The following is a 21,724-nucleotide window of genomic DNA, read 5'->3' as shown; positions in this document are numbered from 1 at the left end:
CTGGATTCACCTTTGAGACAACCTCTACGGACGGCGGGATCCATACCCTGATAAGGCTCCAGAACCAACCTCTATCCACCGATATACTCTATGAGTTCAGACCAGGACCACCTGCGCGAAACCGACACCGAGGCTCGCTTCGAGTTCAAGAAGTAAGAGAAGTCGGCATTCCGCTCGGAGAAAGGACTCACCGAGGAGACGATCCGGGTCATCTCCGAGGACAAAAACGAGCCAGAATGGATGCTCAAGCGCCGGCTTCGCGCCTTAGAACACTGGCAGAACATGCCGGTGCCAACGAATTGGCCGGGCCAGCCCGACCTCTCGGAGGTAGATGTCGCCGAAATCGTCCCCTACATCCGGCCGGACATCGACGTCCGCGGCGCCGTCGACGACTGGGATGAGCTCCCCGAGGACATCAAGGACACCTTCGACAAGCTTGGCATTCCCGAGGCTGAGAAGAACGCTCTCTCAGGCGTCGGCGCCCAGTATGAGTCCGAAATCGTCTACCAAAACATGAAGGATCAGTGGGAAGAGAAGGGCGTCGTCTTCATGGACATGGACAAAGCGGTCCAGGAGCACCCCGACATCGTCAAAGAGTACTTCATGACGAAGTGCGTGCCGCCGAGCGACAATAAATTCGCTGCGCTCCACGGTGCGATCTGGTCGGGCGGCTCCTTCGTCTACGTCCCCGAGGACACGGTCGTCGAGATGCCCATCCAGGCGTACTTCCGGATGAACTCCGAAGGGATGGGACAGTTCGAGCACACGCTCATCGTCGCCGAAAAGGGCTCGGAGGTCCATTACATCGAGGGCTGCTCGGCGCCGAAATACTCGGAGTTCAACCTTCACTCGGGCTGCGTCGAAGTGTTCGTGGACGAGGGCGCGCACGTCCAGTATTCGACCGTGCAGAACTGGTCGAAAAACACCTACAACCTCAACACCAAGCGTGCCATCGTCGAGGCAGACGGCACGATGGAGTGGGTGTCTGGGAGCATGGGCTCGAAGGCAACGATGCTCTACCCGGCCACGATCCTCAAGGGTCCGGGTGCGACGGACAACCACATCACCATCGCCTTCGCTGGTGAAGATCAGAACATCGACACCGGTGCGAAGGTCTACCACAACGCGCCAGAGACGAGTTCGACCATCGAATCCAAGTCGATCGCCAAGGACGGCGGCCGCACCAACTACCGCGGCCTCGTCCACATCGCCGACGGCGCCGAACATTCCTCGACGTCGGTGGAGTGCGATGCGCTGATGTTCGACAACGAGTCCACCTCGGACACCATGCCGTACATGGAGATCAACGAGTCGAAGGTGGACGTCGCCCACGAGGCAACTGTCGGCAAAATCGGCGACGAGGACGTCTTTTACCTCCAGTCCCGTGGCCTCGACGACGACGACGCCAAGCAAATGATCGTGGCGGGCTTCATCGAGCCCATCACAGAGGAGCTGCCGATCGAATACGCAGTCGAACTCAACCGCCTCATCGAACTCGAGATGGAGGGGAGCCTCGGGTGAAGAAGCCCTTCCTGAGACCAGCCATAAATCAGGTGTAAAAAACCGACCGAAATCCCACAGAAATATCTGAGCACAGGGAACATGTTGGGCGCCGCGCGGTGCCCACTCTCTTCGACATTCAGCCGTCGCCCACGCATTCAACAATTCCTTCGCAAGAGCGTAGCAGATTTTCCCATTGAGTTAGTAGGTGCTCGAATTTGGCGAGTCTCTTCGAAATGTCTTGGCTCGGCACCGCTGGATCATCAGTCGAATCTTTCGTAGATCCACTATCCCTCGCTATTTACAGTAGACGCCAAATCTAATTTGCGCCGTTGCTGGTAGGGTCGCTATGGTCGAGATTGATGAAGCAAAACAGGTCTGTCGCGCCGCCTCAACCGTCGTTTATCCGGCGCTCGACTTTGGCATCAAACCGTGTGGGAGCTACACAAGAGAGAGCTTCGAGAAACTCCTCTCTCGTGTCACCTTCGAACAAGAGTTCGCCAATACAGCTGGGAAAACGTGCCAACTCAACAACGGCGAGCCCGTCGACGTCACGTCGACGGCTCGCAATGGACTCGCAAAACCACTTCTCTACCATCTCCGGAACCTGGAGGCGGACGCCATCGACGACCAGTTCGATGGCGTCCGCGATGATCTCTTCGAGATTCTCCGGAAACAACGACTCTTGCCCAACTGTGTCGATGTTGCGATAGACAACCATCAATGGCGGTTTTACGGTGATGTAGACACTGACCACGTTCTAATCACCTATCCCGATCAGGGAACAACTCGAACGTACTGTTTTGCGACGATCTGTATCGTTGCACCAGGAACGCGGTTTACACTCGATGTACTGACATTGGAGGCGAACGGCTTTCACGCCAAGCGCGAAGCCGTTCACTTGCTGCTCGAAACGGCACAAGAGTACGTCTCGATCAGACACGTCTACCTCGACAGAGGCTTCTACCAGGTTCACGTCGTTGCGGAACTCGAACAGCTCGACGTCGACTATATCGTCCGTGCACGCCCGAGTAAGGGGATGAAGGCCCGTCTCAGCGCCGGCGCTGAGACGGTCGTTGACGAGTATCTCATGCAGCGAAAACGTGAACCGACCGCCTCAGTTGCAGTGACTGTGTTTGCTGTGCCACATCGGTCAACGGAGGACGAGCACGTCTGGTTCATTACGAATTTCGACCTTGAGCCTGAAGCGGCGAGAGCGTACGCGGCGGCGTTCCGCCGCCGCTGGGGAATTGAAACCTCCTACCGCCAGATCGGTGACTTTCTCCCGAGAACATCGTCGCCGACGTTCTGGGTACGGCTGTTCTACTTCCTGTTCGCGGTTTCGATGTACGATCTGTGGATCCTCGCAAATGTACTTGTCTCAGCTGGTGCTGTACCGGAGAAACCGCCAATCTCGACACGTGTCTTCAGGGAATTCGTTAGTGTGACCGATTACGGATAGGGGAAGATCAGTCCGACCGAGATAATCGGTCAGAACGCCGTAACCGAGTGGCAACGCTCAGAAACGCCGCTGTCGGCGGCGTTTCTTCGCTACGTTCCTCGCTGTGTCACATAGATCGTCGGAGCGCTGCAATCCAAATCGGTTGATCGACCAGTTTCGTTCGGCTGTCCGCGTTGAATTAGCAACTACTGTTTATAGCGGGTTTGACTATGTCGCAGATGTCATCGTGAATTTTTTCTGATTGAACCGACATTTTAAGAGCGCCGATCGCCAACATCTGCGTATGGCGTGGTTAGAGCTTTCCATGGCTCAAAAGAAAATCCTAACTGCACTGATACAATTGTACGAACAGGATGAAGGATATATAAAGGGTGAACTCATCGCTGAGAGCACCGGGTTCGAATCTGATAGCGTGCACTCGCAGATGCAGGAACTCAAGAAGTTACAACTTGTCGAAGGTGTGGTTGGATCGGTGGGTGCTTACAAGCCTACTGTTGGCGCATATGAAGTATTGAACCGCGATGAATCGCAAAACGTACCTTGATTCCACTGGTTCACAGCCATTTTTTATGTTGTGAATCCACACATCAGGACAAGTCCACGAAGCTCATCATATTGAGCTCGTACAAGCACTGCGTCGCCGAACGTGCTCTTGATTATCAAAATGACGGTTTTACAATCTACCGTTTTCGGTCGTAAGTTCCATCAATCCGCGTGTTGTACGCGTATTGATGGGGCGGAACTTCCGATGTTTGATTAAGAATCTCACAGTGTTTAGGGGAGATAGTAGGATTGCTCCTGTGGTATAGATTGTTGGTGGGTTAGGGAGAGTTTCGAGGATGGGGTTGAGCGCTTCTTCTCCTAGTTTCGGAAAACCTCACAGCGGAGATAGAACGCTCGTAGATACGTTGTGAGTTTTTTGGAGTCGATACGATGTGGTGAGAGCCACCGTTGCGTCAGCGATGCGCGGGTCTCACAGGTATTCATGTGGATGTCTCTATCAACGTACTTACCGTCGCCGTGACTGACATATTCATGGTTGAATGCGTCGTTCTCGTCTAGCGGTTCGTACGCCCGAAAGCCGTCGGTATAGACGGTCAATAAATCTTGCTGGCCGACCGCCTGCAGGAGTCGAATCGTCGATACGTCGACGGCTTTCGTCGGGATCACGGACCGCTCACCGCCGCCGCCGCGATCCGCGAGAATAAATATGGGGTGTTTGTCCTCAGCGTACGTTCCACGTCTACGCGTCAACAGCCCACTTGAGCGCGACCAGCAGTCTCTCTCGCAGTCTTTGAGTCCGGCTTTCACGTAGAGTTCGACGATCTGTCGGCAGCACTTCCCCGCGGAATTTGAATCATATGCAACAAGTGCCAAACGACACTTCGGACGCTTCCCGCCGGTCGGCGCACTACTACGACGAAGTGGAGGTCTAGAACCGGAACAGCGAGCAACTCGCCACGATTAGTTTCGTCGGCTGTGTGGTCGTGCCGGACGGCATCCCAGGGTCACAAGTCGTGGATTGCACTTCATATCATTACGGTCGTAGTTGCGGTGGTCTGGCTATAACTAGGGGCAAGAAGTGACGGGATTCTCTCTCGTCAGGGTCGCGGCGGAATCCTCAGTTCGCCATCGACTTCGTAGAGATAGCCCTTCAAAAGTAGTTGTTTGATGTGGGCCCGTGCATCAGTCTGTTCGACATCCTGCTCCATAAGATAGGTGACAGCATCCTCTTGGGTGATGCTCTGGTCATCCCCAGCCGCGTCGCGGTACTGCTCGAGGTGGTTGAGTGCGTCTTCCTCACCGGAGCTGATCGGCGTCCACGAATTCTCCATGCAGGATGTATGTACATCCCCAGAAATATATTCGCTGTCCCTCCGACGACTACATCGCCTGTACTGACCGTAACCGAGTCACGATGCGTCACCCGCGGAGGATTTCCATATCATCCATCCCGGTTACAGATTTGGATCGCCAAGCAACTGCGCAACCTCGCCGTCGACAAACACGACCAAGGTGCGCTCTGGGGTGCCCATCCTATCCTCGCACTTGACGTCTGGGAGCATTCCTACTACGGGCCGGATCGAGGGAGCTTCGTCGATGCTTTCTTCAAAGTCATCGACTGGGACCACGCGACTGAGCAGTACGAGAAATCCGTCGATCACTTTGAATAGGATTATCTAGATCTACAGGCCGAGTAGGCCGCGTGCCTTGGGGTCGTCTGAGACGGTAAAAAAGCCGTCTCGCAATGCCGAAAGAGCAGATCACTCTCGAACCACTTGTCCTCAAGCCGGTTCACACTATAGCGCTCCACACGCCAATGAGCCACGCTTGCACAGGACTGGATGTAACTCGCATCGTGGCTGCACCAAAACCAAAGGCGATCAAACTCATCAGTATAACAAATTCCGCGTTTGCATTCTTCGTATCAAGAAGGAGTGTGAGTAGCGTGAGTGTCCCGGACATCGTACACATAAAAGCTCCCGCTAGGAAGCTCGACACAAGAAAGAAGGGATCGGTAAAGCCCATCACCGCGAATTCAGGATCGTAAATGCCAACCACGTTGAGTGCAAATCCGATAAATAGATACCCGAATAACCAAACAACTACAGCGGTGGTACCGAGCGATGACAGTCGGAATATCCGAAATAATCCTCGCTCAAGCGGAGTGGATGGCTGCCGCGTTCGCTTGAGTGGAGAATGACTCATCTGTTACGGCCACAACCCCCGAGCCTCGTGGGCTTCGGCGATTCGAGAAAGCGCGACGATGTAGGCTGCATCACGCCAGGAGACATCACGTCTCTCGAACTCTGCTTGAACGTCACGCCATGCGGCCTGCATCTCTGTTTCGAGTTCGTCATTCACTCGTTCGAGCGACCAGGCTCGACGATTGATATCTTGGAGCCACTCGAAGTAGCTCACCGTAACTCCGCCAGCATTGGCGAGAATGTCGGGAATCACTGCAGTATCTCGTTCGGCGAGCATCGAATCTGCTGCCGATGTCGTTGGGCCGTTTGCTCCTTCGATGACGAGATTCGCAGTAATCTCCCCCGCGTTCTCTTCCGTAATAACGTTCCCCAGAGCTGCAGGAATGAGCACGTCGACGTCGAGCGTGAGTAGCTCTTCGTTCGAGATCAGGGTATCCGCGTAGTCGGTGACGGCTTCCGGCTCCTCGTCGTGCGAAGGGACCGAAGCCGTATCAATCCCCTCTGGGTCGTACATCGCTCCGTTGACGTCGCTGATCCCGACGACCGTTGCTCCCCATTCGTCAAGCAGTCGGGCAGCATTTGCGCCGACACTTCCATATCCCTGTACTGCTACCGTCGTCTCCTCGAGTTTCCGGTCGTAGTGCTCGCAGACGAGCTGTGTGATGATCGCCACGCTCCGTCCGGGAGCTTCTTCACGGCCTTTACTGCCGCCGACGGCCGGCGGCTTTCCGGTGACGACGCCCGGTGTCGACTCGCCTTCTTGCATCGAGTACGCGTCCATCAGCCACGCCATCGTCTGTAGATCCGTCCCCATGTCTGGGGCGGGAATATCCTTATTGGGGCCGATGACGTTGCGAATCTCTTGTGCAAACCGACGGGTGAGCCGCTCTTTTTCCGCCGAACTCAGCTCTTTCGGATTGACAGCGACGCCACCCTTGGCACCGCCGAACGGGAGGTCCATGACAGCACACTTCCAGGTCATCCACATGCCGAGTCCGACGCATTCATTTCTGGTCACCTCGGGGTGGTACCGGAGCCCTCCCTTATACGGGCCTCTGACGCTATCATGTTGGGCTCGGTATCCCGTGAAAACCTCAACTGTGCCGTCATCACGTTCAACAGGGACGGTAACCTCGTGGACTTTTTTCGGGTATTTGAGCCGTTCGACGACATGCTGGTCAATACTGAGATGGTCTGCGGCATGGTGAAGCTGCCGGCGTGCCGTTTCGAGCGCCGATTCCGGTTTCGTAGATTGTACTGTCGAATCCTCTGTCTTGTCGCGGTCTCTATCGGAGTTGGGTGCCATGGTCATTCTAGCGACATTCGACGATTTCGCATCGGTCCGCCACAGCCAAGACAGCAGCTAGTGCTGTCCACAGCGATGACGTTTTTCGACTCGAAGCTCTCGTATGGGCTCCTATTCGTTAGGTCAGCTTCGACATCTCGTATGTTAGGTTCTCTCGTTTATAATCGCACCGAACTATCTGGCCCGCTCTCAGTGGGTGCTACCGTTCAGACCGGACAACCCGTCCGGTTCGGCCCAGCATCTCCTCTATCATCTGTTCGGTCGGTTTAGATTACGGCCAGTGGGCACGTCACCGTCGCAGAGGACCAAATCTTCATGAGTAGAACGGTCGCTCCCGGCCAGTCGATGTCACCCGTCAGCCGATCGAATCCCGACTGGTCGGTGGCCCGAGCAACGAACGTGCGCTATCGAATGCCCGACGATCGCGAGTTGGCCAAGGAACTCGCTACCATCGATGCACTCGGAGAGATCTGGACGAACAAGCTCAACCACTAGGCCGAGATAGGCGAGCAGCTGTATTCGACGGCACGGGTAATCGGGCCGAACGCGGATCCTGACCCTCAACCGAACGAGGAGACCGATATCTAATCTGTAATCGACAACAACGTACTGGCCTGTGGACTTGCACGGACGACTGTGCCGCGGACGCAGAGACCTTGACTGCTCGTCCGTACTATCGGACACAAACAAAAGGCTATCTGCCGATATAGACTCACGAGGACAGAGGGAGGGCATTGTCGTGACTGGCAGAGAGTTCTTTCGGGTGAACCGTGATAGGGATATGGACGAGCTCATAGAACAGACCGTTCACCCATATGTAATGTCCAAGTTTGAATTACTATGCTTTGAGATTATGAGGAGGCCGTAACCAGTGACACCGAAGACGAGGGCGGCGATACCGGCAATGAGGAGTGTGTCAGCGTAGCCGACGATCGAGGCGCCAGCAACGAACACTGGCGGGCCGAGGGTGGTTCCGAACTGAAGCACGCTCGTTCGAATACTCATGATTCCGCCGCGGAACGCATCGGGCGAGAGTGTATTCAGCGCCGTATCGGTGATCGGCTCCGCAAATCCCTGTCCGATACCGAACAGGAACAGTGCGCAGGCGAGGACGATGATCGAGTGGGCGAGTGCAGCGAGCGTCATGCCGATACCGTAGGTCACAAAACCGAGTGTGATGAGTCGTGGGGGTGAGAGATGGCGCATGAGACGGGATGACTGTGAGGACGTCACCCCCATCGTTACCGCCGGAAGTCCGAGCAACAGTCCAATCGCTCCGGAGGAAAGGCCGTAGGATTCGTCGAGAATGAACGGGATGACCGTGAGCTGTGCGCCATAGAGAATAAAGAAAATGCCGAAAATAGCGACGTATAACCCGAGAGCCGACCGAGTTGGTACCGCTCGCACCGCGTTAACGACGTACGAGAGTCCGGACGAGTCCATGCTACTCTCGGGGTCAGGGAGAATCGCAGAGCCGGCAACGGCAACAACAATACCGAGTGCGAAACAGACGAACGGCGCGGCCCACGAGAGCAGTGCAAGGCCACCGCCCAGTAAGGGGTAGCCAGCCGCGCCGATGGCGAGGATTGCCGCGTTCAGTCCAATGAGACGACTCTGCTGTTCCCCCGAGAACAGGTCACCGAGCAACGTCACGGTGAGACTCATAATGGCACTGCCGGCAGTTCCCTGCACGACGCGGAGACCGAGAAATGTCGTGAATCCGTCGACGAACACGACTGCAATGCCACTCACGCCAAACAAGAATAGCGAGGGGACGAGCACACGCTTGTGACCAACGCGGTCGGCTATGAGTCCGATGAACGGCGTGAGAACGATGCCAGGCAAGGTAAATGCCGAGATGAGAAGACTCGCTTGGCTCGCTGAGATGTTCCATGCCGCCTGTATCGTCGGCAGCGCTGGGCTAATGAGGGAGACGCCCATCACACTCACGAGCGTACTCGCAAAGATGATGAGGACTGTCTGTGATTGCTGGATGTCAGTAAGCGGGCTAGAGAGGCGTGATCTCATAGATTGTGTCTCTTGAAACTCGTGTGTTGAAATGGCACCGAATAGTGCTGTGGACGACTGTGGGCGCTGAGGGGAACACCAGGAGGGAGCGGTTAGTTCGACCTCGAGAGGACAGTCTGATACGCCTCGAGCGTCCGATCGATGTCGTCTTTGGTGTGCACGTAGCTTACGAACTGGCTCTCGAATTGATTCGGCGTGAGCAACACGTCTTGGTCGACCATCGCCGGCCAGAAGATCCGTTTCCACTGATCGGTTTTGCCGGCTGCGACATCCGCACCAGTTTTCGGGCACAGCTCGAATCGTGGACAGTCCGGCCGCTGTGTACAGCCGGCCGAGCAGTGATCGGCCATCGTCTCAGGTTCGTCACGCGTGAACAGTAGCTTGAACATCGAATCCGTTCCCGCGACGGTGTATTCCGGAGCGTGCTCTTCAACGATATCCTGGAGGCCGGCTCGAAGTCGTTCGCCGAGATCATTGACGTGCATATAGATGTCGTGGTCCTTCGCGAACCGGAGGGTTTCGAGACCGGCGACCATCGTCACCGGATGGCCGTTGAACGTCCCGGACTCGAAGACGTCACCCGTCGGCGTGAATGCCTGCATAATTTCGGCGCGGCCGCCGATTGCTCCGACCGGGAATCCGCCGCCGATAACCTTCGCGAACGTCGTGAGATCCGGGTCGATGTCGTACTTGCCCTGCGCACACTGCAGGCCGCCAACCCGGAACCCAGTGATGACCTCGTCAAAGATCAGTAGCGAACCGTAGTTGTCACAGAGATCACGGAGCGTTTCGTGATACCCCTCGACCGGCAGCACGATTCCGTGATTCCCCAGAACCGGCTCGGTGAGGACTGCTGCAATCTCCGAGCCGTGGCGCTTGAAGACATCGCGGATCGCGTCCTCGTCGTTGAATGGGACCGGAACTGTCTCCTTGGCGAACGCGGGCGGAACACCAGCACTACTCGGTTCCCGTTCATCTACGTCGCCGTCGACGAGGAACGATTCGTGGCCGCCGTGGTAGCCGCCCTGCATCACGACGATTTTGTCGCGGCCAGTGTACCCTCGAGCGAGTCGGGCGACCGCAGCAGTCGCCTCTGTGCCGGAATTAACAAACCGAAGCCGATCGACACTATCGACGTGATCGATGACGAACTCGGCGAGTTCGACCTCGACCTCGGTCGGAACGCCATACATCGGTCCATCGGTGATCGTCTCGGTGACCGCTTTACGTACGGGTTCGGGCATGTCGTGACCGAGGAGCAGCGGCCCGTACCCCATGATGTAGTCGAGATACCGATTCCCGTCGGTGTCGACGACGTGGGCACCGTCACCGTGGTCGATGAATGCTGGCGTTGGTCGTGGATCCGCTCTGACGGGCGAGTTGACACCGCCGACGAGCGACTCAAGTGCTCGATCGTACAGCTGGGACATGGAATCAGAACCGTAGCTATTGGTCATTCTATATTCATTGTTCCCTCTCAACCCACAATTGAGTGACGATACCGGCGATCGAGGCCGATCAAACGACCGTGGGGAGAATGGGCTGTGCGTTCGCCGCGGACGACACCGTCGACGCCACCTATAGTATGGAGACAAGCGTCGAGAACTGTTACGTGATGAGTGCGATGGTTCGGACCGGGAGTGACAAGAGATCATTGTCGCCGGTGACGGTGATACGGCGGTGTTGGATATCCCCAATCCCAAGAAGAGCGACGATCCACGATTTCGTCACGCCGGTGGACGTTCCGGTGCCCGAGTCTAAGTATCGGGCCACAGAAACTAGCGAGGCCGCCTGCATTTTCAGAGGGTGAGAATATGACTATACATTGACAATCGGGCCACGATGACTATCACCAATCTTCACGACTTGTTCGTATACAAGAATATCAAGTATTTTAGCCTAGGCGGCCCTATCATACTATTATTTGAGCCGTCCGAGCACGTGTTTGGTACCGACAGTTCTGTGAAATCACTCTCGCAGCCGCAGTCTATAACGTCGAACAAGCCGCCAAATGATGAATCCCGTCGCCCTCTGAGGATTCAATAGAGCTGTTCCATTCGAAACCTCGGTAGCGTCGGGTTTGCGCTGACCGTTCTCCAGAGGCTGAAAGCCGAATCGAATGTGGTCGCTCTGTCTATCTCTGACAACGTGATACCCGCATTAGCGGCTTGAACCGGGTCCCTGTAACGGTTCGACGATCGAGCGGGTTGGATTCGAGAAGAGTCAGGTGGCTTGGTTTAGACGCGGTACAGATCGTTCTAGACTGTTTGTGTACACGCTACATAATTGATATCAAGAGACACTTCCTCCCTGAATCTAGTTGACCGGAAGTAGCCACACTGTCTGAACTCAGTAGCGTCTAAACACGGTCGAGTCAGACTATTTTTCGATAGTCTGACTCGAGTCGACGACGCGGACACTGAGAACGAGGAGTGAGACGATTTTCGCTTCGATCCATGATTCGACGGAGCGACACGTCGGATTTAGATTCGCTGAATCCGTATTGAAAGCTGCGTTCGGGAAATCGCCGTGCATATCACAGACCCAGTGGGCTTCACCGTAGCGCAAAACCGGATCCATTGCTGTCCCACAGACGGGGCAGGTGGCTCGTCCGAGAGCGCTCATCGCTGCTCCCCGAGAGTAACGACGGGGTCCTCGTCTGTACGCTCCATGTGTTCGACAAAGTCTTCGTAACGGGCGCGAATCGTTGACTCACCGACTCCCGTGACGATCGCCAATTCCGCCGCGCTTGTGGCTATCTCCGCGGCATTCGCAACGTACAACCACGCTCCGGCAAGGATTCCTAAATACCGTTTGTTCCGTGCCCAATCGGTCGTCCGTGCCTCGGCGAGGAGTTCGTCGACAAACGACACCGCCTTGGGAGACGCATTGGGAAAGTGGATCTCGAACAGTTTGCTTCCCGTCGCCTCGAGGAGGGTGTCTCGCCGCTTGCGAAGGGTCGCAGTCGAAATATCGAAGTGGGAGGCAAGATCGGCCTGTGAGAGTTCGACGTCAGTCGGTGAACAGACAACGTAGAGAACTGCAGCGGTATACGTATAGGGAGAAACACCGCTCGTCGCGCCGGTGGCGTCCCCGGTTCGGGCGAGACACATAGCTCGCTTTCGAACGACGTCTGGCAACGCAAGTTCCTCACAGCACGTCTGAATAAGCGTCTCCGGATCGGCGAGCGGAACCCCGATCTCGAGCCTCTGGGAGAGGCGCTGCATTTCACCGATGATCTGCTCCTTTGAGAAGGGCGTCCGATCGGCTATGACAGTGACTCGCACCGGCTGCTCGCGAAGCCGACACGCGATGAGCAGACACGCGGCGGCAGTACGTTGGGGCGATATGACTCGGATATTGTTTCGTTGTAACTCTTCGGCGAGTATCGTCGCGTACCGTCCGAGCGAATCGTCGACATCAAGTCCCGTTGCTATTGCCGTGATCGCCGCTGAAACTGGTTTGTCTGTCATCTTGTCTTGATCTCCGATGGCGGGTAATTCCGCATAGTATCCGGTAACTACATCCCCTGATTCGATCGCGGTTCGTACAGAGTTCAACGTCATCGATCCGTATGAACGTTTTCTTAATTCGTGTTCCATCCAGTACGAACGTACGACGAGGTCGGGCGTGATGTGACCTGATCAGACACGCCGCGCAATAGATTCCTATTTAGACTTGAGAGCGGTGATACTCTCGCTGTGCGTGCAGGAATTACGTCGGATACCTGATGGAATACGATGCGCGTACTACTGCCGAGCATCGATCTCCGAGTCGGTTACTGCAGGCTCGGACTCAAGCTGCCCGTGGAAATGACGGCGCCTTGTTCCAATGTTGTCCCGGTGATCGACTTGAGACGGTCGACCGGCGAGACCTTCTTGGGTTCGCCCAGCAGGGCGCCGTCTAAGACCTCGCTGATGTTCGAACACGGTGTGATCTCGCTCATCTTCTCGTACTCCTCCTTGATCATCACGTCCTGCTCGTTCGCCTCGGGGATGATGATCTTCGGGCAGCTGGTCTTCGCGGCGGCCTCGATATTAGCTGTAATTGAGGGCGGTAAGCCCCTTTCCTCAGCGAGCGTCGAAGACGGGAGAAGGGAGGGGATACAGCGCCCGCACGCCTTGTTTCCGCGCGAATCGGCATCCTTACTACCCACGCGGTTGAAGAGGGTAGTAAGATGCTTACCACGCTTCCGGCGTTGTTCAAACGTGACAAAAAGCCCGCATCGTCGGTTGTGGCCGAGTACCGATCGGTAGGAGTGGGACACTCCGAACTACCTGTAAAGGGAGATCGCCTGCGGAGTCTGTAACCGCTATGGGACCTGTTCTTGCAAGTTCTGGTACAGAAACAAAAAGCTCTGCCCTCAACAAGCGAGGGCCGGTAGGCCCGAGCACGGTAGGGCGGAGTAGTTCACAGAGTCACCCCCCTAGAACCGTGTATGGGGGAGATTGCTGCGACAATCGGGAGCTGGAGATACAAGGGGTAATACGGGAAGAGACGGATGCCTCATTCAAGGAAATCGAAACTGAGGATGATGGATCCGATACAATATTCATTGCAGACTCCTGTGACCAAGAGTAGCCTCTCTAGAACGACCCAATGAAATCCGAACTAGTCAGTCGAGTTTTCAGAGCCATCTGACGAGGAATTTCTATGACAGTTTGCCTGTCACGACTAGCTCTCACCCGCTGATATCGGACCGAACTGATATCTGTCCGACTGTTGAGCTCCTACACGGCCGGTTGTGGCGACCGGTCGAAAAGGGACACAAGGGAACCTCGGTACTCGCACTTTCCTTCTTTCGCCGATAGACCTTCACTACTCAGTCCCGACTCTCTGCTATGTCTAACTCTCGAACTCAATAGTTCCGCGGTTGCTCACCGCCTGATCGTGACGGCTGGCAGGGCTCGGCAGTGGCCTGCCGAACGACTAAACACGACGGGTCGGCCGTCTGTGCTGTCATGGGTGAAACTGTTCAGCTGACCGAGACACATTTCTATATAACGCTGCGACGGGAAACATCGTAATCGACCCAGCCTGACGAGTATGATCACGTGGCCGTTCGCGATGGGGTACTCGGCGAGCTGGATGAGTAGCTTGAGCGAGAGGAATAACGATAGTTGGTAATACGACCTCTTTATTTAGAATATCTGTTGCAGTTGTTCCGTCGACTCATCGTCACGATCGGATGATTCCGTCTGTAACCGCCGGATCTTGTAGAACTAGGACAAATTATCGTAGTTGAGCATCACGACGAGCATCTGCAGCATACTCGAACTGTTCGCTTCCAACTCGTCGTTCGTTCGATTCGCTTCGTTGACGACCGCTTCACTGACCGCCTCGAGTTCGTTCGGTATCGGGTTGTTCGCTCGAACGCTATCGTGTCCTCGCCGAAACGAGTTCGCAGTGTCGGAGACGGACGAGAGAAGCGTCCCGAAAAATCGGACGCATACGGGGAACTCACCGACGTGTCGGTTCGGTCTTCGACGCGCTCCCGAAAGTCGGTGACGTCGGTCTGATGTTCGTAGAGATCTTGTATCGAACCGAATTCGTGGGAGAGGACGATCTGATTGACGCCAACCGAAATGGGAACCAGCGTAACCAGGCCCATTGACGGTGCCGTTGAGGTACCACATAATCCGTGACGGCGTGGTCACCGTGGCAAGGCCAGGCCTCCAACGACGACGAACGCTGCGCTGATCCCAATCAGGATGACGAGTGAGCCCGTGAGTCGATTTCTGGTAAGTAAGAACCATCGCGTGAATTCCATGACAGGGCGGCGGCCAGCCGATTCGGCGGGCGTCTCGTCCATACTGTCTTCCGACGTACGCGAGTAAGGCACATAATCGTCAGCGGTGGGTTTGCAGCCCGCTTCGTCGTCGGGTTGAGCGAAATGCGGTGATTGACTATGTCAAATATTTTGACGTGCAAGTGCGTCCCTTTGTCGTTATCTCGTTCTCAGTATTCGTTATCGATGTTTCCCGATATCTCGTGAGTGAAGTTCGTCTTCGGCCTGCCATGTTCGTGGTCGTACGGCAATAAAGACTGCAACAAGATACAGTGCGACGACGATACCAATTACGAGAAGGCCGGGTATCACCCCGATAGAGGCACTGGTTGGCCATGGTGTCGTTGTAAATGCGGCTATGTGTATCGTCCAAGCCCCTAACATAATCGTGAAGAGCAAGAGGTAGATCCGTCGGAGACGATGCGCAATAGCTTCCTCTCTGGTGATTTTGATAACAGGTGTGCGGTAGTCCTGGCTCAACGTCTCTCGCCACGATGGATCCTCGAGACCCGTAGATGGGTCTAATCCGTACGCAAAGACGTTTTTCTGGAGCGTCCGAACGCGTCCACGCCAGAGATCGTAGCCGCGATACCGCTGTGCCTCCATGAATAAGAAGGCCGTCAATGCCGCTATTCCCAATAATATGATATAGTGCGGTCGGTTAGGTCCCGAAAAGCCCCATGTCAGGACTCCGCTCATGACTATAACGGCCCAGTTTGTCGTTCGGTCGAGGCGCTCACGCCAAAATTTCATCCGATGAATCTCTCCCCGGTAGAGATGTGCCATCGACGAACTCGGTGCCATTTCTTCTAATAACCCTTCACCGACTTCGCGGTGTTCAGCGGAACCGGGGTCGATATCTTTCGCTGATTTCTGAGTCATTACAGTTAGACGCATTCAACGACCGGAGTAATAGAGGCAGCACTTTACCACAATAATCGTACTATCTGAGAAATCTCCTTTTCGTACTCTGCTAATTAACGGATAGAGTAGCCAAGGGAGGCACAGAAGAATTCAAAGAACATCGCGTATCCTGTTTGAATAAAACTTCGAAAGTCATTGAGTTCGCCACGCTGGCCTGACGCGTATGATCATACAATGAAAGTGAGTTTCGCATCCTCTTGGATCGACGAATATCTCCGTGAATCTCTTCAGAAGTTACGCTAGGTACTACACTCAAAACAGTCTCTGAGTAAAAAGCTCTAAAGGCTAATATAGCTAGACCACTTCGAAAAGTGCATATTCATCCGTAATTCTATAGACAACTAAGTCATATTTAATCATCTGACTGTTGGCAGGTGTGTGAGTCGGTCTGTTTCTTATACACGTTACCTTGGATGGCGACTTCATTGCGTTCGAGCAACCTGTCACTGCCGTCCGTGTACCGGATGGACCGAAGAAACCGCCAGAGTGGCCGAATGTTGCAAAATGCGAATCCGACAACGATGAGCGCGAAGCCGGCAACGGTCGCCGTGGTGATTTGTTCGCCAAGCAGGATTATACCGAAGAGCGTCGCCACGACGGGAGATGCATAGTTGATGAGACTGACGCTTGTTGCACCGATTTGATTCAGCAAGGTAAAGTAGAGGAAGTATCCGCCGGCTGTAGCGAAGACACCGAGGTATATGACTGCGAAGACTGCTGACGGTGTCCACACAATGTCTCCGAATGATACGCTTGAATAGGCGTAGGATGTGATGTGGAGGAAAATCGCACCAGTAGCCATTGACCACGCGTAGAGAGCCATTTCCGGGAGACCTGCCGTCCAACGTTCCGTCAGCACAGACCCGAGCGCGAAGACGAGTGCGGCCGCTATCAGCAGTCCAATGCCAAGGAGTTGTCCGTTGAAGGAGCCGCCAGCAATCGCAATAGCGGTTACCCCGGCGAGTCCAGTACAGAGGCCGATGACGTCCGTGATGTAGATGCGCTCCGTTGGGAGAATACGAATCGCGATGAGGGGGGTAATGATCGGCGTAAAACTGATGATGATCGCAGCGACACCACTCGTGACGTAGCTCTGGCCGATAAAGGCGAACGCGAATTGTGCACCCATGACAAGGATCCCGTTCGAAAGGATGAGAGCTACATCCGATTTAGTCTGGGGGAGCCATCGAATTCGACTGAGTAGCACAACTCCAGTGAAGATAATGGCAGCAATGTCCAATCGGGCCGCTGCGAAGAGGAGCGGTGGTAGAGCTTTAAGTCCAATTTCGATTGCTGTATAGGCTGTTCCCCAGACGAGTGCGAGCGCGCCAAAAAGCAATGCGTTTTTCCCATTTGTCATTTTGTCACTGCGTAGTCTGTAGCTGTCTCTAGGTCGATATTGTATCTATAGACGGTTCAACTAAACGGTTTACGTGGGCTATGATAACACGATCCAACAAATTCATGACTATACAAATAATTTATTGAATACATTGATTTCGACCGCTTCTCACCGAACAGGGCGTTGAAAACGGCCAGTTGGTTCGACAGACAAACTACAACGCACTTACTGATGATAATCGTAACAATCAAGAATTAGTGTTAAGTGGATAGAAAACCGGATCCACGGTGGGTGTATCGAACGAGGAATGGCGTACGCTTTTTATTAGCGGCTTTCACCACTCTACTATGGGGATGTCTTCGGTACTCGCCCAGTCACACGAGAACTCCAGAAACCGCCTGTCTGGCTAAGTTGTGGCTTCGATCGACTGCCGTCAAGAGACGCGGTCGATCGATTTTCACTGATATTGCACATGTGGTTGACTATGTCATCGCTCACGTCGTCGAGCAGGCCGCCGTCCGGGGCCAGCTCAACTCTATCTATGAATCGATTCATCACATATCGAGGCAGTTCAGGGGAACGATGAAGTGTCTTGAAACTGCGATCCGACGGCTGAAGAGCATTACTGCGACTCCAGCTGTACGATCATCTTGACAAGAGCATAGATTCATATCGCAGTGGCATTCACACAGGCTAAGCAGGATTCTGAAGAGACGGCGAGTGACGCGCTCGCTGTCGAGAAACCTATCTGGATACGGTGACAGTGTCTACAACCCGCTTGAGTGGCATGATCACCTACTACTCGCAGGGGCCTGCCAATCGCCCCGTATAATTCGCGAAACACGGATGAACCGCTTGAGATTGGGTACAGGATCGAAGGTCAGATCGAGACACACAGCAAGGACGTCTAGCTGAAGCAATCGGTCTTAGACGAGACGTACAACCGCTGAACACAGGTTGAGCGAACAGATGACGCGGTCAAGGATCGCGGCCTCGTGCACGTCCACTACGAGCGGGGAGATAACCCAGGACGGGAGATACTCAAGGTATGAGGTAAATTCTATGACACACTCTCTCGAAGATATTCGAACAAATCATCTCTCCGCGATATTTAAAAATCCTATATAGGCGAATGCTTATACACATTCAGGAGTAAGAGGGGGTATGGGAAAACAAACAGCGAAGACTACAGAACGATCTTTCTTAGTGGTAGAGACAATCCAGAACTTAGGAGGTGCAACTTTAGAGGAATTGACTTCTGAACTGGAGATGGCAAGAAGTACAATTCACATCCACCTTCGGACTCTTATTGACAGGGGATATCTCATGAAAGAAGGAGAGATATATCATATTGGATTACGGTTTCTCAATCACGGAGAGTATGCAAGAACACGAAAGAATGCATACTCTCTTGCTAAAAATACGGTAACTGAACTTTCTGATCAAACAGATGAAGAAGTAGAATTTGTTGTTGAAAACAATAACCGAGGTATTCTTGTACACGAATCTTTTCACCCAGATAGCCAGTTCGTTTCTAAAGAGGGACATATATCTAATTCACCTACATCTGCTGGAATCTATTATTATTTACATACCATTGCGACTGGTAAAGCAATCCTCGCTGAGCTCTCTGATGAACGTGTTGGAGAAATATTGGATGAATGGGGATTGCCTGAACAAACAGATGAAACTATAACGGAAAAAGGTGAACTATTAGAAGAATTAAATCAGATTCGCGATCAAGGGATAGCTTTTGCTGACGAAGAATATGTGGAAGGACTAAGAGAAGTAGGACGTTGTGTGAAAAACCCAGATGGAAGTGTTCTCGGTGCAATCGCTATCATTGGTCCAAAATACCGGTTTACGGATGAACGATACACGGATGAATTGCCAGAAATTCTTACTGAATATGTAACTGATTTAGAGGTGGATATTTCAGAATCATATATGGAGGATTATCTTTGATGATATAATGCTAGTCTATCAGGACTCAAAACAGTACTAAGAAAAGAGACTGTTATATACTTTAGTCACTATCTATCTTTTCATTGGCATTAGGTTTCACACCAGCACATTTGCAAACACTCTGTTTAATTAAATATTCCTATTGGAGTTACTGCATAGAAAAGAGTAGGAGAGAGGCTATCGATATGTTCTATATATGTTGGACTCTTATTCGCTTAACGTGCTTTAGTTATAGTCTTAGAGTCAAATTCAGCAGCTACGAGAGATTCTATATTTTCATGAGCGGCAACTTCTTGTTCGTCCTAAGAATTAAGTACTATCGATAGATTGGCCTGATAGGCGTACCAATACTCCTCGAAAATAGATGAGTTTGCATTTGGGGTGGGTGAACGTCACTGTCAGCCTACCTCTAGATGTTTGATTAAATGTGGTACTGGAAGAGTAAGATGATCGAGAGGAGGATCATCACAAAACCGATTGAAATAAGAATTGATCCTAACATGGACTTGTTTTCAAACCTGAATAAAATGGGAATATTTATGGTTTCCCGTAGTTCGTGGTATGTAAATTCATTTCCTTTATTCTGTATTATCGCTGCTACTCGGAGGAGTTCAAGACCAAGACTAATGAGACAATATCCAAAGATACCACCAAGAATGATCGCTAACGTATCTTCGTACCACGGTTCAGTGATATTAGACAATCCACTTCCGATAGCGATCCCTATCGCTTTTATAATTATATACAAATTCACTATCATAACTATATAATAAATTCTTATCCATTGGTTCTGCAATTGTTCATAACGAGTTTTGATATCACCATCTCCATCTTGTTTGACCATTATTTCAGTGGATAGGCGAATATCGCCATTAAACTGAACTGCGTCTAATGACGATATAGCCTACAGTCTCTTCTTCATCCTACGTGGTAATCAAGCATGCGAAATTGCTTTGCTCTATGACTGAATCTTGATAAATATAGAATCTTTCCCTGGAGCCATGGAAAACGGTTGAGTGTAACTTCCATCGGCTTTAAGGAATCCGGTCGCAAATTAGAAACTATGGCGTCTATCGAACTAACTCCGAGCCAGAAGAAAATCCTTCGTGCACTGACGAACCTTTCTGCACAATCTGAAAGTACAATCAAAGGTAAGGATATTGCAGAGCAGGTCAATCGCAATCCAGGGACAATTCGAAATCAAATGCAGAGTCTCAAGGCACTGCAACTCGTTGAAGGTGTTCCTGGACCAAAAGGGGGGTACAAACCCACTGCAGGGGCATATGAAGCTCTTGAGATTCAACAACTGTCTAACCCCGCTTCTATCTCCATTTTGCATGAAGGCCAGAAGATCAAAGATATTGTTGTCGAGGAAATCGCTCTTTCGAGCGTTCATGATCCTGAACTCTGCAGGGCAGAGGTACACCTCCAAGGAGGGATCAACGAGATTTCTGAGGATGATTCGATTACTGTAGGTCCAACACCTCTCTCGAAATTGATCATAGAAGGGCGTGTTGATGGTATAGACGACACACACAATATTCTCATTCTCCGTATTGAGAATATGGTTGCTCCTGCTGAAGGATCTAACTGTTAAACCATCAAAACGTACTCATAGCACATAATTTTGATAATTTCTTATATATAGGGATAGTACTCGGCATATTCTCCATTGGGCCATGTTTAGACGTCAATCAGGAACCTCTCGCCTGGAATTATGAAGGATTAAGTGAGGTAGCAGCAAGTATGCCGTCTCAGCTCGCCCGGTTCACTGACCGATATGTCGATTTGTCCCACAACGCTGTCATCGGTGAGCCAGAACCAGCGCTCAAGATGGGTGATAGCGGCTACGCTGACTGGGTGATCGTCTCGATCCACTGTCTTCGAGAGTACCGGAACCATCCTTACCGCCGGTTGCTCGACATTCTGCATGAGATGCCCGGAATCATCGCTAAACTCGGCCTTGCGGTAGATAGCTCTCAGGTTTCATCACCGTCTGTACGCGGAAACAAAATCTTAAAATGCGGGTCTGGTACGTGTTGCTGCGGCTGTCTGTCTCACTGCATGAGTTCGGTGACGTTCAGGCAATCGGTGCATCGGGCTTCAAACGCCATCAAGCCAGCCGTCACTACGTACTTCGCGTCGGCTACAACTTTGGCGATATCAAGACGACAGCGCTCGTCGATTGCGATACCAGCGTCATTCTTGATATCCATTGCTCGATGAAACAACCGCACGACCACACGTTGGTTGGCAAGTACTCACGAGAAACCTAGCACAGTTAACCACGACCACCGCTGACAAAAGCTACGACTGGGACGCGCTACAGCACGAACTCAGGGATGATGGCATCCGTCGGGTAATCATACATCGAGAGTTCTACGCACTTGACAAAGCGCACAACGCTCGCCACGACAGGGACATCTATTATCCCCGCTCGATCGTCGAAGCGATCTTCTTCCCATTGAAGCATCGGTTCGGCGAGACATTACGGGCTAGAACGTGGTTTGGTCAGTTCAGAGAGTTCGTCCTAAAGACCGCCGTCAGAAACATCGAGCAAGCTGTGAGGCTCTAACACCACTGATTTCACGCGTCTAAACAAGTCCTCTCCATTGTATTCATAACGATTCCATTTTATTGCAATTTTTATATAAGCTTAGTTATAATGAGGATCAGGGTTTGGCATTCTTCCCGTTCTACC

General features: G+C 52.8%; 14 protein-coding genes and 8 pseudogenes. 11 read left to right on the top strand and 11 right to left on the bottom strand.

What is annotated here, in order from left to right:
• Positions 1-90: 90 nt before the first annotated feature.
• From sufB to HYG81_RS39585, 3 genes and pseudogenes are all read left to right on the top strand, one after another.
• Positions 91-1,521: pseudogene (gene sufB, locus HYG81_RS39595) on the top strand (Fe-S cluster assembly protein SufB).
• A 328-nt stretch (positions 1,522-1,849) separates the two neighbouring features.
• Positions 1,850-2,962 (top strand): transposase, encoded by a 1,113-nt coding sequence (locus tag HYG81_RS39590; protein WP_226777641.1) that lies wholly within the window; start codon positions 1,850-1,852, stop codon positions 2,960-2,962.
• Positions 2,963-3,245: 283 nt separating this feature from the next.
• On the top strand, positions 3,246-3,506 hold the full coding sequence (locus tag HYG81_RS39585) for a helix-turn-helix domain-containing protein (protein WP_226777640.1): 261 nt from the start codon (positions 3,246-3,248) through the stop codon (positions 3,504-3,506).
• Positions 3,507-3,527: 21 nt separating this feature from the next.
• Here HYG81_RS39585 and HYG81_RS39580 read toward each other — a convergent pair.
• The 3 genes and pseudogenes from HYG81_RS39580 to HYG81_RS39570 form a co-directional block, all read right to left on the bottom strand.
• Positions 3,528-3,731 (bottom strand): annotated as a pseudogene (locus tag HYG81_RS39580) (IS5/IS1182 family transposase); the annotation flags it as partial.
• Positions 3,732-3,791: 60 nt separating this feature from the next.
• Positions 3,792-4,291: pseudogene (locus tag HYG81_RS39575) on the bottom strand (transposase); the annotation flags it as partial.
• 272 nt (positions 4,292-4,563) lie between these two features.
• On the bottom strand, positions 4,564-4,797 hold the full coding sequence (locus HYG81_RS39570) for a hypothetical protein (RefSeq protein WP_226777639.1): 234 nt from the start codon (positions 4,795-4,797) through the stop codon (positions 4,564-4,566).
• Between the two features lie 135 nt (positions 4,798-4,932).
• On the opposite strand from HYG81_RS39570, the pseudogene HYG81_RS39565 reads away from it, so the two are divergent.
• Positions 4,933-5,136, top strand: a pseudogene (locus HYG81_RS39565) (Fe-Mn family superoxide dismutase); the annotation flags it as partial.
• A gap of 538 nt (positions 5,137-5,674) precedes the next feature.
• Here the strand turns inward: HYG81_RS39565 and gdhB are convergent.
• Positions 5,675-6,976, bottom strand: coding sequence for a glutamate dehydrogenase GdhB (gene gdhB, locus HYG81_RS39560; RefSeq protein WP_226777638.1), 1,302 nt, complete (start codon positions 6,974-6,976; stop codon positions 5,675-5,677).
• A gap of 345 nt (positions 6,977-7,321) precedes the next feature.
• On the opposite strand from gdhB, the gene HYG81_RS39555 reads away from it, so the two are divergent.
• Positions 7,322-7,471: a 3-alpha domain-containing protein gene (locus tag HYG81_RS39555; RefSeq protein ID WP_226777637.1), complete on the top strand. Its 150-nt coding sequence runs from the start codon at positions 7,322-7,324 to the stop codon at positions 7,469-7,471.
• A gap of 312 nt (positions 7,472-7,783) precedes the next feature.
• On the opposite strand, the gene HYG81_RS39550 is transcribed toward HYG81_RS39555, so the two are convergent.
• Entirely contained in the window at positions 7,784-9,004 is a 1,221-nt protein-coding gene (locus tag HYG81_RS39550; protein WP_226777636.1) for an MFS transporter, read from the bottom strand.
• 92 nt (positions 9,005-9,096) lie between these two features.
• The gene (hemL, locus tag HYG81_RS39545; protein ID WP_226777635.1) at positions 9,097-10,461 is read right to left on the bottom strand and encodes a glutamate-1-semialdehyde 2,1-aminomutase; all 1,365 of its coding nucleotides are present in this window, start codon (positions 10,459-10,461) and stop codon (positions 9,097-9,099) included.
• A 35-nt stretch (positions 10,462-10,496) separates the two neighbouring features.
• Here hemL and HYG81_RS39540 point away from each other — a divergent pair, with 35 nt between their 5' ends.
• Both HYG81_RS39540 and HYG81_RS39535 read left to right on the top strand, forming a co-directional pair.
• The gene (locus tag HYG81_RS39540; protein WP_226777634.1) at positions 10,497-10,814 is read left to right on the top strand and encodes a hypothetical protein; all 318 of its coding nucleotides are present in this window, start codon (positions 10,497-10,499) and stop codon (positions 10,812-10,814) included.
• A 118-nt stretch (positions 10,815-10,932) separates the two neighbouring features.
• Positions 10,933-11,019, top strand: a pseudogene (locus HYG81_RS39535) (IS5/IS1182 family transposase); the annotation flags it as partial.
• A gap of 606 nt (positions 11,020-11,625) precedes the next feature.
• Here HYG81_RS39535 and HYG81_RS39530 read toward each other — a convergent pair.
• From HYG81_RS39530 to HYG81_RS39515, 5 genes and pseudogenes are all read right to left on the bottom strand, one after another.
• Positions 11,626-12,570: a transcription initiation factor IIB family protein gene (locus HYG81_RS39530; RefSeq protein WP_226777633.1), complete on the bottom strand. Its 945-nt coding sequence runs from the start codon at positions 12,568-12,570 to the stop codon at positions 11,626-11,628.
• A gap of 212 nt (positions 12,571-12,782) precedes the next feature.
• Positions 12,783-13,052, bottom strand: a pseudogene (locus HYG81_RS39525) (ATP-dependent protease LonB); the annotation flags it as partial.
• Between the two features lie 1,200 nt (positions 13,053-14,252).
• Positions 14,253-14,615, bottom strand: a complete 363-nt coding sequence (locus HYG81_RS46110) for a DUF7972 family membrane protein (RefSeq protein ID WP_486641984.1) — start codon at positions 14,613-14,615, stop codon at positions 14,253-14,255.
• Between the two features lie 357 nt (positions 14,616-14,972).
• Complete coding sequence (locus HYG81_RS39520; protein ID WP_226777632.1) at positions 14,973-15,674, bottom strand: DUF2270 domain-containing protein; 702 nt, start codon at positions 15,672-15,674, stop codon at positions 14,973-14,975.
• Between the two features lie 394 nt (positions 15,675-16,068).
• The gene (locus tag HYG81_RS39515) at positions 16,069-17,076 is read right to left on the bottom strand and encodes a DMT family transporter (protein WP_226777631.1); all 1,008 of its coding nucleotides are present in this window, start codon (positions 17,074-17,076) and stop codon (positions 16,069-16,071) included.
• Between the two features lie 325 nt (positions 17,077-17,401).
• Between HYG81_RS39515 and HYG81_RS39510 the strand changes: the two are divergent.
• The 4 genes and pseudogenes from HYG81_RS39510 to HYG81_RS39495 all read left to right on the top strand — a co-directional run.
• A pseudogene (locus HYG81_RS39510) lies at positions 17,402-18,110 on the top strand (transposase); the annotation flags it as partial.
• A 112-nt stretch (positions 18,111-18,222) separates the two neighbouring features.
• On the top strand, positions 18,223-19,023 hold the full coding sequence (locus HYG81_RS39505; RefSeq protein ID WP_226777630.1) for an IclR family transcriptional regulator: 801 nt from the start codon (positions 18,223-18,225) through the stop codon (positions 19,021-19,023).
• Positions 19,024-20,086: 1,063 nt separating this feature from the next.
• Positions 20,087-20,620 carry an Rrf2 family transcriptional regulator gene (locus HYG81_RS39500; protein WP_226777629.1) on the top strand — a complete coding sequence of 178 codons (534 nt, stop codon included), beginning with the start codon at positions 20,087-20,089 and terminating at the stop codon, positions 20,618-20,620.
• Positions 20,621-20,769: 149 nt separating this feature from the next.
• Positions 20,770-21,598 (top strand): annotated as a pseudogene (locus HYG81_RS39495) (IS5 family transposase).
• Positions 21,599-21,724 lie beyond the last annotated feature (126 nt).

Source organism: Natrinema zhouii, from assembly GCF_013456555.2.
GTDB classification, from domain to species: domain Archaea; phylum Halobacteriota; class Halobacteria; order Halobacteriales; family Natrialbaceae; genus Natrinema; species Natrinema zhouii.
Note: the sequence above shows the minus strand (reverse complement) of the source record. Positions and strands in the feature narration are given on the sequence as shown.

Excerpts from the sequence above, each read along its gene's own strand:
- gdhB (WP_226777638.1), bottom strand. The coding sequence starts at position 6,976 with ATGGCACCCAACTCCGATAGAGACCGCGACAAGACAGAGGATTCGACA.
- HYG81_RS39570 (WP_226777639.1), bottom strand. The coding sequence starts at position 4,797 with ATGGAGAATTCGTGGACGCCGATCAGCTCCGGTGAGGAAGACGCACTC.
- HYG81_RS39530 (WP_226777633.1), bottom strand. The coding sequence starts at position 12,570 with ATGACGTTGAACTCTGTACGAACCGCGATCGAATCAGGGGATGTAGTT.
- HYG81_RS39500 (WP_226777629.1), top strand. The coding sequence starts at position 20,087 with ATGGCGTCTATCGAACTAACTCCGAGCCAGAAGAAAATCCTTCGTGCA.
- HYG81_RS39555 (WP_226777637.1), top strand. The coding sequence starts at position 7,322 with ATGTCACCCGTCAGCCGATCGAATCCCGACTGGTCGGTGGCCCGAGCA.
- HYG81_RS39585 (WP_226777640.1), top strand. The coding sequence starts at position 3,246 with ATGGCGTGGTTAGAGCTTTCCATGGCTCAAAAGAAAATCCTAACTGCA.
- HYG81_RS39590 (WP_226777641.1), top strand. The coding sequence starts at position 1,850 with ATGGTCGAGATTGATGAAGCAAAACAGGTCTGTCGCGCCGCCTCAACC.
- HYG81_RS39515 (WP_226777631.1), bottom strand. The coding sequence starts at position 17,076 with ATGACAAATGGGAAAAACGCATTGCTTTTTGGCGCGCTCGCACTCGTC.
- HYG81_RS39520 (WP_226777632.1), bottom strand. The coding sequence starts at position 15,674 with ATGACTCAGAAATCAGCGAAAGATATCGACCCCGGTTCCGCTGAACAC.
- HYG81_RS39505 (WP_226777630.1), top strand. The coding sequence starts at position 18,223 with ATGGGAAAACAAACAGCGAAGACTACAGAACGATCTTTCTTAGTGGTA.
- HYG81_RS46110 (WP_486641984.1), bottom strand. The coding sequence starts at position 14,615 with ATGGGCCTGGTTACGCTGGTTCCCATTTCGGTTGGCGTCAATCAGATC.
- hemL (WP_226777635.1), bottom strand. The coding sequence starts at position 10,461 with ATGACCAATAGCTACGGTTCTGATTCCATGTCCCAGCTGTACGATCGA.
- HYG81_RS39550 (WP_226777636.1), bottom strand. The coding sequence starts at position 9,004 with ATGAGATCACGCCTCTCTAGCCCGCTTACTGACATCCAGCAATCACAG.